This is a genomic window from Hoeflea sp. CAU 1731 (assembly GCF_039888615.1).
Classification (GTDB): domain Bacteria; phylum Pseudomonadota; class Alphaproteobacteria; order Rhizobiales; family Rhizobiaceae; genus Flavimaribacter.
In genome coordinates this window covers 40,542-53,628 of the sequence record NZ_JBDQQS010000004.1, presented here as the reverse complement: position 1 = coordinate 53,628, position 13,087 = coordinate 40,542, and the positions used below count along the sequence as shown (strand labels likewise).

The 13,087-nt window shown below is 58.7% G+C and carries 14 protein-coding genes; 4 read left to right on the top strand and 10 right to left on the bottom strand.

What is annotated here, in order from left to right; genetic code table 11:
* Window positions 1-101: 101 nt before the first annotated feature.
* Entirely contained in the window at window positions 102-290 is a 189-nt protein-coding gene (locus AAFN47_RS08340; RefSeq protein WP_499808754.1) for a hypothetical protein, read from the top strand.
* Window positions 291-409: 119 nt separating this feature from the next.
* Here the strand turns inward: AAFN47_RS08340 and AAFN47_RS08335 are convergent, their stop codons facing one another.
* From AAFN47_RS08335 to dctP, 6 genes are all read right to left on the bottom strand, one after another.
* Window positions 410-982 (bottom strand): HdeD family acid-resistance protein, encoded by a 573-nt coding sequence (locus tag AAFN47_RS08335; RefSeq protein WP_499808753.1) that lies wholly within the window; start codon window positions 980-982, stop codon window positions 410-412.
* A 229-nt stretch (window positions 983-1,211) separates the two neighbouring features.
* Complete coding sequence (locus AAFN47_RS08330) at window positions 1,212-2,726, bottom strand: malonate--CoA ligase (protein WP_499808752.1); 1,515 nt, start codon at window positions 2,724-2,726, stop codon at window positions 1,212-1,214.
* Window positions 2,719-4,056 carry a malonyl-CoA decarboxylase gene (locus tag AAFN47_RS08325; protein WP_499808751.1) on the bottom strand — a complete coding sequence of 446 codons (1,338 nt, stop codon included), beginning with the start codon at window positions 4,054-4,056 and terminating at the stop codon, window positions 2,719-2,721. The genes AAFN47_RS08330 and AAFN47_RS08325 overlap by 8 nt, the downstream gene beginning before the upstream one ends.
* Window positions 4,053-5,369 (bottom strand): TRAP transporter large permease, encoded by a 1,317-nt coding sequence (locus AAFN47_RS08320; protein WP_499808750.1) that lies wholly within the window; start codon window positions 5,367-5,369, stop codon window positions 4,053-4,055. Before AAFN47_RS08320 ends, AAFN47_RS08325 begins: the two co-directional genes overlap by 4 nt.
* Window positions 5,369-5,869, bottom strand: coding sequence for a TRAP transporter small permease (locus AAFN47_RS08315; RefSeq protein ID WP_499808749.1), 501 nt, complete (start codon window positions 5,867-5,869; stop codon window positions 5,369-5,371). Before AAFN47_RS08315 ends, AAFN47_RS08320 begins: the two co-directional genes overlap by 1 nt.
* A gap of 54 nt (window positions 5,870-5,923) precedes the next feature.
* Window positions 5,924-6,877: a TRAP transporter substrate-binding protein DctP gene (gene dctP, locus AAFN47_RS08310; protein ID WP_499808994.1), complete on the bottom strand. Its 954-nt coding sequence runs from the start codon at window positions 6,875-6,877 to the stop codon at window positions 5,924-5,926.
* Between the two features lie 184 nt (window positions 6,878-7,061).
* On the opposite strand from dctP, the gene AAFN47_RS08305 reads away from it, so the two are divergent.
* The gene (locus AAFN47_RS08305) at window positions 7,062-7,721 is read left to right on the top strand and encodes a GntR family transcriptional regulator (RefSeq protein ID WP_499808748.1); all 660 of its coding nucleotides are present in this window, start codon (window positions 7,062-7,064) and stop codon (window positions 7,719-7,721) included.
* On the opposite strand, the gene AAFN47_RS08300 is transcribed toward AAFN47_RS08305, so the two are convergent.
* The 3 genes from AAFN47_RS08300 to AAFN47_RS08290 all read right to left on the bottom strand — a co-directional run bounded on the left by AAFN47_RS08300 (window position 7,722) and on the right by AAFN47_RS08290 (window position 10,327).
* Window positions 7,722-9,272, bottom strand: a complete 1,551-nt coding sequence (locus tag AAFN47_RS08300; protein WP_499808747.1) for a serine hydrolase — start codon at window positions 9,270-9,272, stop codon at window positions 7,722-7,724.
* A 130-nt stretch (window positions 9,273-9,402) separates the two neighbouring features.
* The gene (locus AAFN47_RS08295) at window positions 9,403-10,080 is read right to left on the bottom strand and encodes a cysteine hydrolase family protein (RefSeq protein WP_499808746.1); all 678 of its coding nucleotides are present in this window, start codon (window positions 10,078-10,080) and stop codon (window positions 9,403-9,405) included.
* A 34-nt stretch (window positions 10,081-10,114) separates the two neighbouring features.
* Entirely contained in the window at window positions 10,115-10,327 is a 213-nt protein-coding gene (locus AAFN47_RS08290; RefSeq protein WP_499808745.1) for a hypothetical protein, read from the bottom strand.
* A 157-nt stretch (window positions 10,328-10,484) separates the two neighbouring features.
* Between AAFN47_RS08290 and AAFN47_RS08285 the strand changes: the two genes are divergently transcribed.
* Complete coding sequence (locus tag AAFN47_RS08285) at window positions 10,485-10,916, top strand: hypothetical protein (protein ID WP_499808744.1); 432 nt, start codon at window positions 10,485-10,487, stop codon at window positions 10,914-10,916.
* A gap of 36 nt (window positions 10,917-10,952) precedes the next feature.
* A complete protein-coding gene (locus AAFN47_RS08280) occupies window positions 10,953-11,642 on the top strand; it encodes an SOS response-associated peptidase (RefSeq protein WP_499808743.1) in 690 nt (229 codons plus the stop codon).
* A gap of 504 nt (window positions 11,643-12,146) precedes the next feature.
* Here the strand turns inward: AAFN47_RS08280 and AAFN47_RS08275 are convergent.
* Window positions 12,147-12,671, bottom strand: a complete 525-nt coding sequence (locus tag AAFN47_RS08275; RefSeq protein WP_499808742.1) for a thermonuclease family protein — start codon at window positions 12,669-12,671, stop codon at window positions 12,147-12,149.
* Window positions 12,672-13,087: the final 416 nt, after the last annotated feature.

Below are 13,087 nucleotides of genomic sequence, written 5' to 3'. Positions count from 1 at the left end.
AGCTATGAATACGCCATATTCCTGTGGTAGCTTTCGCCGGAAAGCGCGTTCTGTGCTAATGCAATGAAAACAGCGTTTTGGCCGACGGAAACAAAGCACCCATGAACAGGCTCGTCGTAAGCGAAATCTTTGCACGCCTAAATGAAAAGGGCGAGGATACTGTCCGCCTTGAACTGGACGGTGGCTTGTATAACGAGCAATTGGAGCGTCTGGCTATAAAATGGTTGGCCAGAGCGCAGGCTATGCGACAGAAACAGCAACTGCAGCCGGTTCCACTTCCCCGCAAGTGATTTTTTCAACGATCTAGACTAGGCGCATCAAAGCTCAGGCAGCGCACCCGCGCCGCGTCACGTCGACGAAGGGGCGAATGCGCGTATTTGATATTTGTTTAAACGGCCAGTTGGCCGGACTAGCCGGCTGGCGTCTCTTTGCCAGCGGCCATAGCCATGAAGACGTAGGCCCATCCCGATGAAATCAGATTGATCCCGGCAAGCAATCCGATCGCCCAGGCGGCTGAACCCGGCAATTCGAGAAAGATCAATACGCCGACGACCAACGCCAGGATTCCGGCGATCAGCACCCAGCCCCAGCCGCTGTTCGGGCGCAGGCGAAATCCCATTGCGATTTCCAGCACGCCTTGCACGATGAACATCGCCGAAAGCAGGATGGTCAGCGTCAAGATGCCGGCAAGCGGCAGGAACGCCAGCCATGCGCCAACAACGATGTAGAGAACGCCGACGAGCAGATTGAAGAAAAACGCGCTCCACTTGGCCGTCGAAAACGCATGAACAACCTGAACAATGCCGCCAATCAGGAACAGCCAGCCCAGGAACGTCTTGGCGACGATTGTTCCCAGAAGCGGAAATATGATTGCCAGAATGCCGAGTATGATCAGGCATACGCCGAGCACCGTGAACCACGTCTTGTGTTTCGCGATGATCTCCCGAACGCCGGAAGCTGCAGTCATTGAATTATCGGTCATTTCCCTCTCCCCGAAAAAGGCCAGGGACGACATGCCCCTACTCCTGGTCGCTTTCGCGCGCATGGCTGATACATTTGTTGAACCGGATGGAGAATTTGTCAAGTAACTAGCATAGTTAACTCAAGCTGCACTCAATCAATGACAAATACTTCAAAATACATAAATCCATAGATTGCAAGCGATATCCCGCTTCAAATCGGAGACTATCGAAGCAACCGGCGACCGCCGCTCAGGCGCTGAAATCCTTGCCGAACTGATCCCGCAACAGGTTCTTCTGAACCTTGCCCATGGTGTTTCGCGGAAGTTCCGAAACGATGTGAATGCGCTTCGGTTGCTTGAAGCGGGCGATCTTGTCGTGGATCGCTTCCAGAATGTCCGCCTCTTCGACAGCCGCCCCCTTTTGCGGGACGACTGCCGCGATCACAGCCTCGCCGAAATCGGGATGAGGCACGCCGATAACGGCTGATTCCAGCACGCCCTGCTGTTCGTCGAGTAGCAGTTCGACCTCCTTCGGATAGATGTTGTAACCACCCGAGATGATCAGATCCTTGGCGCGTCCAACGATGTGAACGTAGCCGTCCTCGTCGATCCGCGCGAGATCGCCGGTAATGAAGAAACCGTCGTCGCGAAATTCCTCCTTCGTCTTTTCAGGCATCCGCCAGTAGCCTTTAAAGACGTTCGGCCCCTTGACCTCGATAACGCCGATATCACCATGCCGCAGTTCCTTGGTAGTTTCCAGATCACAGATGCGCAGGCTGACGCCCGGCAGCGGGAAGCCGACGGTGCCCGCCCGGCGCTCGCCGTCATAGGGATTGGAGGTGTTCATGTTCGTCTCGGTCATGCCGTAGCGCTCGAGGATACGATGGCCCGTCCGCTCCTCGAAGGCGACATGGGTTTCGGCGAGCAGCGGCGCGCTTCCGGACGTAAAAAGCCGTATATGACTGACGAGGTCCTGCGTGAAACGCGGGTCGTCCAGCAGCCGGGTGTAGAAGGTCGGCACGCCCATCATGGATGTCGCGCGCGGCAGGTTTTCGATTACTGCGTCGATCTGGAAACCGGGCAACCAGATCATCGCGCCGCCGGCAAGCGTCATAGTATTGGCGGCGACGAAGAGACCGTGGGTATGAAAAATCGGCAAGGCGTGCAGGAGTATATCGTCCTCGGTAAAGCGCCAGGCGTCCACAAGAGACACGGCGTTGGACAGCAGATTGTCGTGCGTGAGCATCGCGCCCTTGGAACGCCCGGTGGTGCCGGACGTGTAGAGGAATGCCGCGAGGTCGTCAGGACCGCGATCGACCGTCGGGAACGTCGTGGACTGATCCTTCGCCAGTTCGGTCAGCGAGCCCGATCCATCGCTTGCGAGCGTCTTCAACTCGGCTCCGGCCACCGCAGCGATGGGCGCCAGGGCGTCGACGGACGCCGGATCGCAAACGAGCAGTTTCGGTCCGGCGTTCTCGACGAAATATTCGATCTCGGAAGGCGTGTAGGCGGTATTCAGCGGCAGGAAAATCGCACCCGCCTGAACTGACGCGATATAAAGCGCGAGCGCTTCCGGCGACTTGGCGATCTGAACCGCGACCCGGTCGCCGGGCTCCACGCCGAAGGAACGCAATGCATGGGCCGTGCGCGCCGCCATCGCCAGAAAATCCGAATAAGTAATGCTCGTTCCGTCAGGCTTGAAGATATAAGGTCGGCTGCTGCCCCGATGCTGTTCGAACAATGCGTCGTAGAGGGCATTAGGCATTCTCGGAACTCCGTTGTGTCTTTCTCGCCGGACGGTCGCGCAGCAAGGCTTTGATCGGCCGGGCGACGATCACCTCATTATTGTGGGCATAGGCCTCGTGATTGTCCTCGACCGTGTTCAGGTCATACAGATAGTTGACCATAACGCCACTCGATGCGGCCAGTCCTTTCCGCGACAGATCGCCCTGTGGATTGATCCGTTCGAGCCGCGCGCCGTTGCCAAGGTGGAATCGCGCGACCGGATCTGCGGGCCGCCCGTCCGGCCGCTTGGCAAGGCAGACATAATCCGCGGCCAGACGCGTCAGTCCGGTCGCATATTCAGAAAGCTTCCCGCCGTCTCCTGCCTTGAGAATGGCAAGAATCTCGTCTCGATCGGCGCGCTGCTCGTCGCCGTCCAGAGACGCCTGCCCGCGAAGCCACTCGTTGAAGCCCGGAACCGGCGACAGGGTGACGAAGGTTTTGAGATTCGGCAGGCTTTGCTTCAGGTCCGTCGCCACCTGCTTGATCAGGAAATTGCCGAAGGAGACGCCGGCGAGACCCTTTTGGCAGTTGGATATGGAATAAAAAACCGCCGCAGTCGCCTCATCCTCGTCGACGTGCTTCCGGTCTTCGCTCAGCACGTCCTGGATCGAGCCCGGAATACTGGTCGCAAGCGCCACCTCGACGAAGATCAGCGGCTCGTCGGGCATCGACGGGTGGAAGAAGGCGAAGCAGCGCCGGTCTTCCGGCGCCAGTCGACGGCGCAGGTCTTCCCAGTCATCGATTGCATGAACGGCTTCATATTCGATGATCTTCTCGAGAATATTCGCTGGCGTCATCCAGTCGATGTGCCGGAGGACGAGAAAACCCCGGTTGAACCACGACGCGAACAGATGATCGAAATCGATATCTGCTCGCCGGAATTCAGGATTGTCCTTCAAGAGCGACAAAAGATCGGCGCGCATGCGCACAAGCTGGCCAGTGGCGCCGGGGGCGCGATTGACCCGCCGAAGCAGTTCCTGTCGTTTGGGCTCGGCTTCTTCCAGCAGTATCGCAAGATCCGCGCTGTCCCTGCTGTCACCATAGTTATCGGCGGCCGTAGCCACCTTATCGGTGTCGATGTCGTATTCCTCGACAAGCAGAGCAAAGAAACGCTTCCTGGCTTCGTCATCGAGTTCCGCGTAACGGTCGAGGATGGCGCCGGCCAGACGCGTCCCGGAAGATTCTCCGCTTTCCGACAGAAGTGCCCTGCACAATTCCTCTATCGACCGGCTGTCGCGACTGACGAAACGCCGCTGTCCGCGCTCGAAAACCGAGGACAGGAGATCTGCAAGGAAGTTCGAACGCGTCACAGGGCAGGTCCCATCAGAGCCGTCGGCAACCAGGTAACGATGCCCGGAAAGATACACAGGATAACGATCGCCAGCACCATACACATGACATAGGGCAGCGAACCGCGCAGAATAGTCTGGAGACGTATATCCGGGGCAATGCCGTTGATGACATAGAGATTGAGCCCGACCGGCGGCGTGATCAGTCCGATCTCCATGTTGATGGTGAGGATCACCGCGAACCAGTAGGGATCGAACCCGGCCTGAAGAATAATCGGCAGCAGGATGGGCGCTGTCATAAGGATTACGGCGACCGGCGGCAGGAAGAAACCTGCGACCAGCAGGAAGGCGTTGATCATCGCCATCAGCACCCAGCGATTGACGTCGAGCATCGAGATCCACTCGGCGATGGACTGGGTGACGAATGTCAGCGACAGGGTGAAGGCGAACAGTTCGGACGCCGCGATGATCATCATGATCATCACCGATTCCTTGGCCGTATCCCGAAACATCGAGATGATGGGCTTTGCCCGGAACATCCGGTAGATCAACACTACCAGAACAAGACAGAACAGAGCGCCGACGCCAGCCGCCTCGGACGGCGTCGCCACGCCGCCGTAGAGCACATAGAGGATGCCGGCGATGATCGCCAGGAACGGCAGCACGCGGGGCAGAACCTCGAACTTCTGCTTCCAGGAATAGCGGTCGGCCATGCTCTTGAGCGACAGGCCCTGTCGCCAGCAGGCATAGATCGACCAGAGCATGAACAGCCCGGTCAGCAGGAGACCGGGCAGGATGCCGGCGATGAACAGCCGCCCGATCGATGTCTCCGTGGCGATGCCATAGACGATCATGGTGATCGACGGGGGAATCAGGATGCCGAGCGTTCCGCCGGCGGCGATCGAACCCGTGGCGATCTCCGGCGGATAGCCACGCTGCCGCATCTCCGGGATTCCCATCTTGCCAATCGCCGCGCAGGTCGCCGGCGACGAGCCGGACAGCGCTGCGAAGATGGAACAGGCGCCGAGATTGGAAAGGACGAGGCCGCCCGGAACGCGGTTCAGCCAGCGGTCCAGCGCTTCGTAGAGATCCTTGCCGGCAGGACTGGACGCGACTGCCGACCCCATCAGGATGAACATTGGAATGGAGACAAGGGTGAAGGAATTCAGCCCTGCGAAAAAAGTTTCGCCTAGTATGTCGAGCGAACTTGTACCTTCCGTAAACAACAGGGCCGCCACGGACACCGCGCCCAGGGCGAAGGCGATGGGCATGCCGCTCGCGAAAAGCGCCATGAGCGCGATAAAAATGTAAAGTCCGATCTCGAGAGGGCTCATCAGCTGAGCGCCTCCGGCTGAGTCGGTTCGACCGGCTTCACGATCTGGACGACATACTGCAAGCAGGTCATGATCATTCCAAGCGGCAGGGGCAGCAGCGGAATCCAGAGTGGAATCTTCCAGACGGTTTCCGTGGTCCAGCCTCTCGAAAAGGCCTCGTACCAGAAATGCCCGCTCGTCCACGCCACAAGAGCACAGAAGACCAGCGCTATCAGCGATGCGACGATGTTCAAGAGGCGCGCAGGCCCGCGCGCCAGCGCGTTCGGCAGCAGGTCGACGCCGACATGTCCATGCAGAAGCAGCACATAAGGCGCTCCGATGAAGGTCGAGGCGATGATCGAATAGATTACGAATTCGGTCTGCCAGATGGTGGAGTGACCGAGCACGTATCGCACGAAGACCATTTCGGACACGACGATGACCGCCGCGGCAAGCAGGACCATTGATACGAGACCGCACAGTCGCGAAGCGGCCTCAACGGCGCGAATGAAAATGTTCATGGCTTTTCCGGAAACGCCGGACGCCCTGCATGAGGCGCCCGGCGACATTGGAGATCAGTCTACCGCGAGGGCTTTTTCGATCAGTTCCTGACCGCCGTCGACATTGGCGAATTCCTTGTAGGAAGTCTCCTTGGCGATGGCGAGCCACTGCTCGTAGTCTTCCGGAGACATTTCGGTAATCTCGACACCGGCCTGCTTGAACGTGTCGACCATCCGGGTGTCCAGATCACGCGCCTGGCTATCGAAATATTCCTCGGCTTTCTGGCCGGCGGCGAGCACCGCCGCCTTCTGCTCGTCATTGAGTTTGTTCCAGGTATCCTTGGATACGAGCAGCGGCTCGTACATGAACCAGAGCGCGTTTTCGCCGGGCGCAGTCAGACACTTCACCTGCTCGAACAGCCGGTAGGAGACGAACGATCCCGATGATGTGTTCGCGGCGTCGAGCACGCCCGTCTGCATGCCGGTGTAGATCTCGGAGGACGGCATGGAAGCGATCGAGGCGCCGGCTCCGACGAGCATCTGTTCAAACGCCGGTCCGGCGGCGCGCGTCACCTGTCCCGAGATGCTTTCAGGCGAGGTGATGCATTTGCTTTTCGAGGCGAAGGCGCCGCTTAACCAGGCGTCCGCAATAACCATTGCGCCGTTTTCCTCGATCAGCGCCTTGATGTCGTCCATGAACGGAGAATCGTTGAGCCGCTTCGCCCTGTCATGGTTGCGCACCAGGCCTGGCATCAGTGTCACGGAAAACTGCGGCACGCGGCCGGACGCATAGTCCAGAGGGAAAGACGTAAAGTCGAGTTGCCCCTTTGTCAGGGCGCCCCACTGTTCGCGGGCCTTGAACAGCGACTGGCCCGGATAGACCTGCACCTTCAGCCCGACGTCGGCGGCCTCGATTTCCTTGGCGAGGATCTGCACCATCTCGTCGCGCGCATCGCCCTTGCCTCCCGGGAACTGATGCGACGCCTTCAGGGTCATGTCCTGTGCGACCGCGCTTACTGACACGGACATGATAATGGCGCCGGCGAGACCAGCGGTAAGTAGTTTCATGATTTCCTCCCTTGGCGCCGGGGCGCCGTGTTGATCGTCGTGATCAATTGACGATCGGATGACAGCACCAATTGCATGCATTGTCAATATTCTTGTATACAAGAAATGGATTGTGGAATGTTTGCAGCAGAAATAGAGTCTGGACATGACGGAACGAACAGCAGACAGGATTCGCGAAGAACTCGAACAGGCCATTATCGGCGGGGCATTCGCCGATGGTGAACGGCTGGACGAAGTCTCGTTGTCGGAACAGTTCAACGTGTCGCGCACGCCGGTGCGCGAGGCCCTGCACGCCCTGTCGGCTTCCGGCCTTGTCGAACAGCTTCCGCGGCGCGGAGCCTTCGTGCGCTATCCCAGTTTCCGGCGGACGATCGAGATGTTCGAGGTCATGGCGGAACTGGAAGGCATGTGCGGCCGCCTTGCCGCCCGCCGGATCACCGACAGTGGGATCGTCGCCATCGAACAGGCGATGCAGGGATGCGAGGCGGCGCATCGGGCCGGAGACACCGACCAGTATTACCGTGAGAACGAGACGTTCCACCACCTGATTTACGCGGCGAGCGGCAACACCTTTTTGAGCGGCGAGGCCTCGAAGCTGCATCGGCGCCTGAGGCCCTTTCGACGGCTTCAGCTCCGCGTGCGTAATCGCATGCGGCAATCCCTGAACGAACATCGCGACATCGTTGAAGCCATCCGATCCGGAGACGCTGACCTCACCGGGCGCCTGATGCACGACCACGTCGCCATCCAGGGCGAAAAATTCAACGATCTCATGGCCAGTTACGACGAGGCCAGAGCGGGTTGACTACTCCTTCCCGTCTTCGGCCCTGACGAATGTCCCGGTTCCGTAGGCGTCGAGAAAGTCGAGCGTGACGGCGCTGGCCTGGTTTCCGTCCGGCACGGTGAACGTTGCGCCCACCGTCCTTTCGCCATCGTCGCCATGCGTCAGGAACGTGAAATTGAAGACGTCCCGATCCCAGTGGGTGAGCGAAAACGGCCCCAATCCGTTGCCGAGACGAATGGCGAGGCCGCCGCTGTCTTCCACAATCTGCAGGTCGCCGAAATAGGTATTGTGGTACTGGCCGGCATAGGCCGACGCGGAAAGACCCGGCGATACAGTATCCGGCGGCGACGAGAAATCGTAACCGGCTTCGGCGTCCAGCATTTGCTGGAAGAGACCTTCGAACAGCGGCAGCCAGTCGCGCTGGGGCTCGCCCTGAAGCAGGATGTCGAAGAAATTGTTGGTCACGGCTTCCGGCAGGCCCGTCGGAAAGGCGTTGGCGAGCACGATGATCCCCACCTCCTCGCCGGGCAGGAAGGACACGACCGAGCGCGCGCCGGTAAAGAAGGCGCCGGAATGGGAAAGCCGGATCAGGCCGTTGGTATCGTAATTGACGATCCAGCCGAGGCCGTAGAATTCCGCCCGGCCGTCTTCATGACTGGTTCCGCTGGTGATCTGCGGGCGGAACGTCTCGCCCAGAGCCTCCCCGTCAATGATCTGCCGGCCCTCGAAGCTGCCGTTGTTGATCAGGAGGGTCAGCCACTTCGACATGTCCCGTGCGCTCGAACTGACGCCGCCGGCAGGCGCCTGCCCGTCGGGGTCGCGATCATATCTGGCGCGAGCCTCGCCGTTCTCTATTGCATGGATCGTGGCGCGGTTTTCGGCCGCCAGATAGTCAGCGTGGCGCGCGCTGCTGGCCGTCATGCCCAACGGTGCGAAGACACGGGCCGCAATCAGATCTTCCCAGGTCGTGTTCAATGTCTTTGCCGTTGCGACACCGGCTTCGGAAAAGGGAAAGTTTGTATAGGCGTAGTGCGAACGAAAACTGCTCGACGGCTTGAGAAACCGAAGCCGGTAGAAGATTTCCTCGCGGTCGTAACCGAGGTCTTCGAGCAGGTCGCCCGCGTGATCAGGCATGCCGCTTCTGTGAGACAGCAGGTCGCGAATTGCAACCTGGTTCGTCACCCACGGCTCCATGAGCTGGAAGCCCGGATCGAGATCGGCGATCCGGCTCTCCCAGTTAACCTCGCCGGTTCCAACCACGGACGCGATCGCTGTTGTAGCCAGCGGCTTCGAAACCGAAGCGATCTGGAAGACGGTGTCGGGGTCGACCGCCGCGTCTTCACCGACCTTGCGTACGCCGAACCCTTTAAGATAGACAACCTCTTCGCCGACGACCACGGCGACGGCGACGCCCGGCACTTCCGTTTGCTCCATGGCGTCGTTCACGATCTCTTCCAGCCTTGGCAGCACCGCCTTGACGGAATCGGCTGTTATGTCCGCCGCGTGGGCTGATGTGAACGGAAATACAGTCGCAACGGCTATGCCGATTGTCGCCAATGTTCTCGTGATCATGTCGCCCATCCCTGTCCAGACCGCCTGGAAAGTCGATCCTTCCGGCGGTCCACTCTTATCCGAATCCGGGCGCGCGAACAAATATTCAACGCCCGGATTTGCAAAACCGAAATCGCCTGAACAGACATCGTCACAGCGCCGCCAGCACCGCGTCCGTCGACGCCGCCGCCCCGAAAACGCCGTCCTTGAGCGTGATCTGCTCCATCATCCGCTCATGGACAGACGCGAAGCCCGCCGCGCTGGCGTCCGAAATCGTCAGGCAATCGAAGCCGCGGTCCAGCGCCTCCTGCACGGTCTGGTGCACGCAGCAGTCGCTTGTGACGCCACAGACGACCAGATTGGCGACGCCTTTGGCGCGCAAGCGTCGATCAATGTCCGTGGAGGCGAAGGTTCCGTAGGACGGTTTGTCGAGAACGGTTTCGCCGACGATCGGCGCGACCTCCGGCATGATTTCCCAGCCGGGTTCGCCCCTAATCAGATAACGGCCGTGCGGCCCGGCGTCGCCAACGGCCGGCTGGTCGCCGCCCCTTCCCTTCCACAGGCGATTGGGTGGCGCGTCCGAAAGATCCGCCGCGTAGCCTTCCCGCGTATGGATGACGGCGAAGCCGCCAGCGCGCGCCGCTGCAAGCAGCCGCGCCGCGTTTCCGAGACCTGACGCAAGCGCCGTGACATCCAGCCCCTGCGCATCCATGAACCCGCCCGGACGGCAAAATTCGCCCTGCATGTCGATGAACAGAAAGGCCGTCGTTTCGGCCGACAGCGCGCCCGCAAGCGGAAACGGATAGGGTTGAGACTCAACGGGTTTCATCAGGCAGGACCTTCGTCGCACACAGTTGCGCCCCTCAACGCCGTGTCCATTTGGGCGGCTCGCCGGTGAGATCCTCCACCGTCTCGTTGACTTCGCGCGTCAGGTTGCTCAGTCGCCGGTAGTGATGATCGGTAGGGCGCAGATTGCACATCAGCCGCTGCAGCGCGTGGAAAAACTCCGCCGAGGCTTCCACGAGCCTGCGCTCCTCCGCAGCCCGGAGTTCGGAATGGCGTTTGTGTCTTGGCATGGCGCGGCTCCTCGCATGAAGTTTCAACGATGTGCCGCATGAAGTACTGAGTAGTGGATTAATTGATTCGCGATAAGAACCTCAGGGTTGTGTTTGGTTGATGCCAGAACTACGGTTCGCGGCCTTAAGTATTCAATATTTGGAGGAGTGTTGTCCAATGCCCTTTCCAGATCAACCTGATGCTACACCTATACCAACCCCACTGAAGCGCTGGAACTGGGGAGCATTTTTCTTGAACTGGCTCTGGGCAATCGGCAACAATTGCTGGTGGCCGCTATTGGTTGTCATGGCGCCGTTCTTGATCATAACGATACTATTGGTTCTGGCTCAAGTTTACTACATGATCCAGTATGAGAATGTAGGCTCCGCCTGGATACCGGGCATCGCTGCATACATTTTGGGATGTATCGCGATTATGGTTGTTTTCGGCATGAAAGGAAGTAACTGGGCCTGGAAGTACAAATTGTGGCGAGATGAAAGACACTTCCGGACGAACCAGAGGAAATGGGCAATTGCCGGGTTCGCCTTTTTGGGTCTCTGGCTCGTGGGTATGTTTATCAATGTGGCGGGATTGCTGACAGGATTCTAGATATGCCGTGTCGGCGCAACTTTTAGGCAAACATCTATGTGCGGACGTTTCATAACAACCGGAACCTGGGCGGAGTATCGGCGATACCTGAACATCCTGCCGGCGGAGGTTGACGCCCGCAACGGACCCGAGCCCAACTACAATGTCGCGCCGACGTCCGAACTCGAAATCATCATCCGCGACGGTGACGACAACGTCATTGCCCCTGTCGTCTGGGGGCTGATCCCGCTCTGGGCCAAGGACAGCAAGATCAGGGCGCAGATCAATGCGCGCGGCGAGACCGTCGCCGAAAAGCCGTTCTTCCGGACGGCGTTCGAGCACCGGCGCTGCCTGATCCCGGCGACCGGCTATTACGAATGGCGCACCGAAAACAAGGTCAAGCAGCCCTATCTGATCCACCTGCCCGGCGACGCCCCGACCTTCGAGCCTTTCGCCTTCGCCGGCGTCAGCGCCTACAACAAGGCGCTCGACACGACGACCTTCGCAATCGTCACGCTGGACGCCGATCCGTCGGTGGCCGAGATCCACAACCGCATGCCGGTGATCCTGAAACCGGACGCGCTTGAAGCGTGGATGGACACGGCGACCGGCAAGGACGACGCGCTGGACCTGCTCCAGCAAAATCGCGGGCCGGACCTGGTCTATTACGCAGTCGACAAGGCGGTCGGCAATGTCCGCAACAAGCAGCCGGAGTTGATCGAACCGACGGCCGACGGCGATATCTGAGGCTGGATAAATATTTTTGTGAAACAATATCAACGTCTTAATTTATTTGGCTTTGTTTGGGGATTTCAGGATACCGTGACTTGTCTGCAATCTGGCTTCGTTTCGGGAATCTGCATTTCTCGCGTCTTTGACGTCCTCCGGATCCGGAATCAGCATCTGGCTTTGTTTCGGTAAATCGGGTTTTTCACCGCCCAGCATCCATCTGGCTTCGTTTGGGGAAACCGGGATTTCATGCCTCCGCCGAATCTGGCTTTGTTTCGGGAATCTGCATTTCACGCATCCTGAACGTCCTCCTGATCAGAAATCAGCATCTGGCTTTGTTTCGGTAAATAGGGTTTTCATCGCCCCGCGGGCATTTGGCTTTGTTTCGGGAAATGCGCTTATTCACGAATTCGTCGCCTTGGCGCCGCGCTACATCTCCTCATTGAATAATAGCACAAGTCCCGGGGAAATGCAGTAAAAATGTTCTTATTTTGTTCCGGGCACGGGGGCAGCACAAAAACTTCAGCACCACGGCATGCGACGACCCCGCCACTTGCGCGCCAGACCGGCGGCGATGAGTTTGTCGCCGATTGTCGAGGTCATGGTGTGGAACGTGGCGAGCGTGCGTCCGTATCGGTCTTTGCCGACGCGCGCCAGCCGCCATTCATTGTCAGATAGCAATACACGAAGTTTCTGTGTCGCCTGGTTCGCGAGGTCGGCCTCATAGCGACATTGCGGCTCGTGTTTCTCTGGAGCGTCGATCCCGGCCAGACGGATCTTCTCTCCTCTGAGCCAGACGGTGTCGCCGTCAACGACACACGTGTAGCGCCTGAAGGTGCCGCAAATCGAGAAGCTGATACGTTCGAACTGGTATGCAGAGGCCGGCTCCTGCGACAATTGCCGATGAACCCACTGGTCAATGTCCAATGCATTATACGCGGCGCCGGCGGAGAACGCCGCAACCAGCATGCCCGCAAGAAAGAGCCTGCGGGGCAGTTTCGATCGACGACGAATTGGGACAACGTTGAACGCCATGCCCGAAGACATAATCGCGGCGCCGTGAAGATTCCGCAAACAAAGTTGGTCACTATTTCAGAATTTCCCAGATATTCAATCCGAGTTGAATGCTTTACCTCTTATATCCCGCGGAGATACACCAAATGAATGCAAGGAGATGAAATGTATACACTCTTCTAAGTTGCATATTGTGACAATACCTGCTGTGCTGCAGTGGTATCGCTGAAAACTAAAACTGGAAAATTAAGATCAGGTCGAACAGAGATGGTTTTGGTTGAATCCTTGCCTGATTTGGCTCCCCGTCTGGCTCACACATATGCTGCATTCCAATTTTGAGACATTGTTGGATTCGTGAAATTCTCTTTGCCAGTCAGATTTTAGTTGTTCTGCGGTATAGTGGCGCTGATATTATTCGCTCCGGTCGCGGCGCCCTAGACGCCGCACCT

Coding starts and splice junctions, on each gene's coding strand:
- AAFN47_RS08315 (WP_499808749.1), bottom strand. CDS start 5,869: ATGAACATTTTCATTCGCGCCGTTGAGGCCGCTTCGCGACTGTGCGGT.
- AAFN47_RS08335 (WP_499808753.1), bottom strand. CDS start 982: ATGACCGATAATTCAATGACTGCAGCTTCCGGCGTTCGGGAGATCATC.
- AAFN47_RS08340 (WP_499808754.1), top strand. CDS start 102: ATGAACAGGCTCGTCGTAAGCGAAATCTTTGCACGCCTAAATGAAAAG.
- AAFN47_RS08330 (WP_499808752.1), bottom strand. CDS start 2,726: ATGCCTAATGCCCTCTACGACGCATTGTTCGAACAGCATCGGGGCAGC.
- AAFN47_RS08320 (WP_499808750.1), bottom strand. CDS start 5,369: ATGAGCCCTCTCGAGATCGGACTTTACATTTTTATCGCGCTCATGGCG.
- AAFN47_RS08300 (WP_499808747.1), bottom strand. CDS start 9,272: ATGATCACGAGAACATTGGCGACAATCGGCATAGCCGTTGCGACTGTA.
- AAFN47_RS08275 (WP_499808742.1), bottom strand. CDS start 12,671: ATGTCTTCGGGCATGGCGTTCAACGTTGTCCCAATTCGTCGTCGATCG.
- AAFN47_RS08290 (WP_499808745.1), bottom strand. CDS start 10,327: ATGCCAAGACACAAACGCCATTCCGAACTCCGGGCTGCGGAGGAGCGC.
- dctP (WP_499808994.1), bottom strand. CDS start 6,877: ATGTCCGTGTCAGTAAGCGCGGTCGCACAGGACATGACCCTGAAGGCG.
- AAFN47_RS08280 (WP_499808743.1), top strand. CDS start 10,953: ATGTGCGGACGTTTCATAACAACCGGAACCTGGGCGGAGTATCGGCGA.
- AAFN47_RS08285 (WP_499808744.1), top strand. CDS start 10,485: ATGCCCTTTCCAGATCAACCTGATGCTACACCTATACCAACCCCACTG.
- AAFN47_RS08305 (WP_499808748.1), top strand. CDS start 7,062: ATGACGGAACGAACAGCAGACAGGATTCGCGAAGAACTCGAACAGGCC.
- AAFN47_RS08295 (WP_499808746.1), bottom strand. CDS start 10,080: ATGAAACCCGTTGAGTCTCAACCCTATCCGTTTCCGCTTGCGGGCGCG.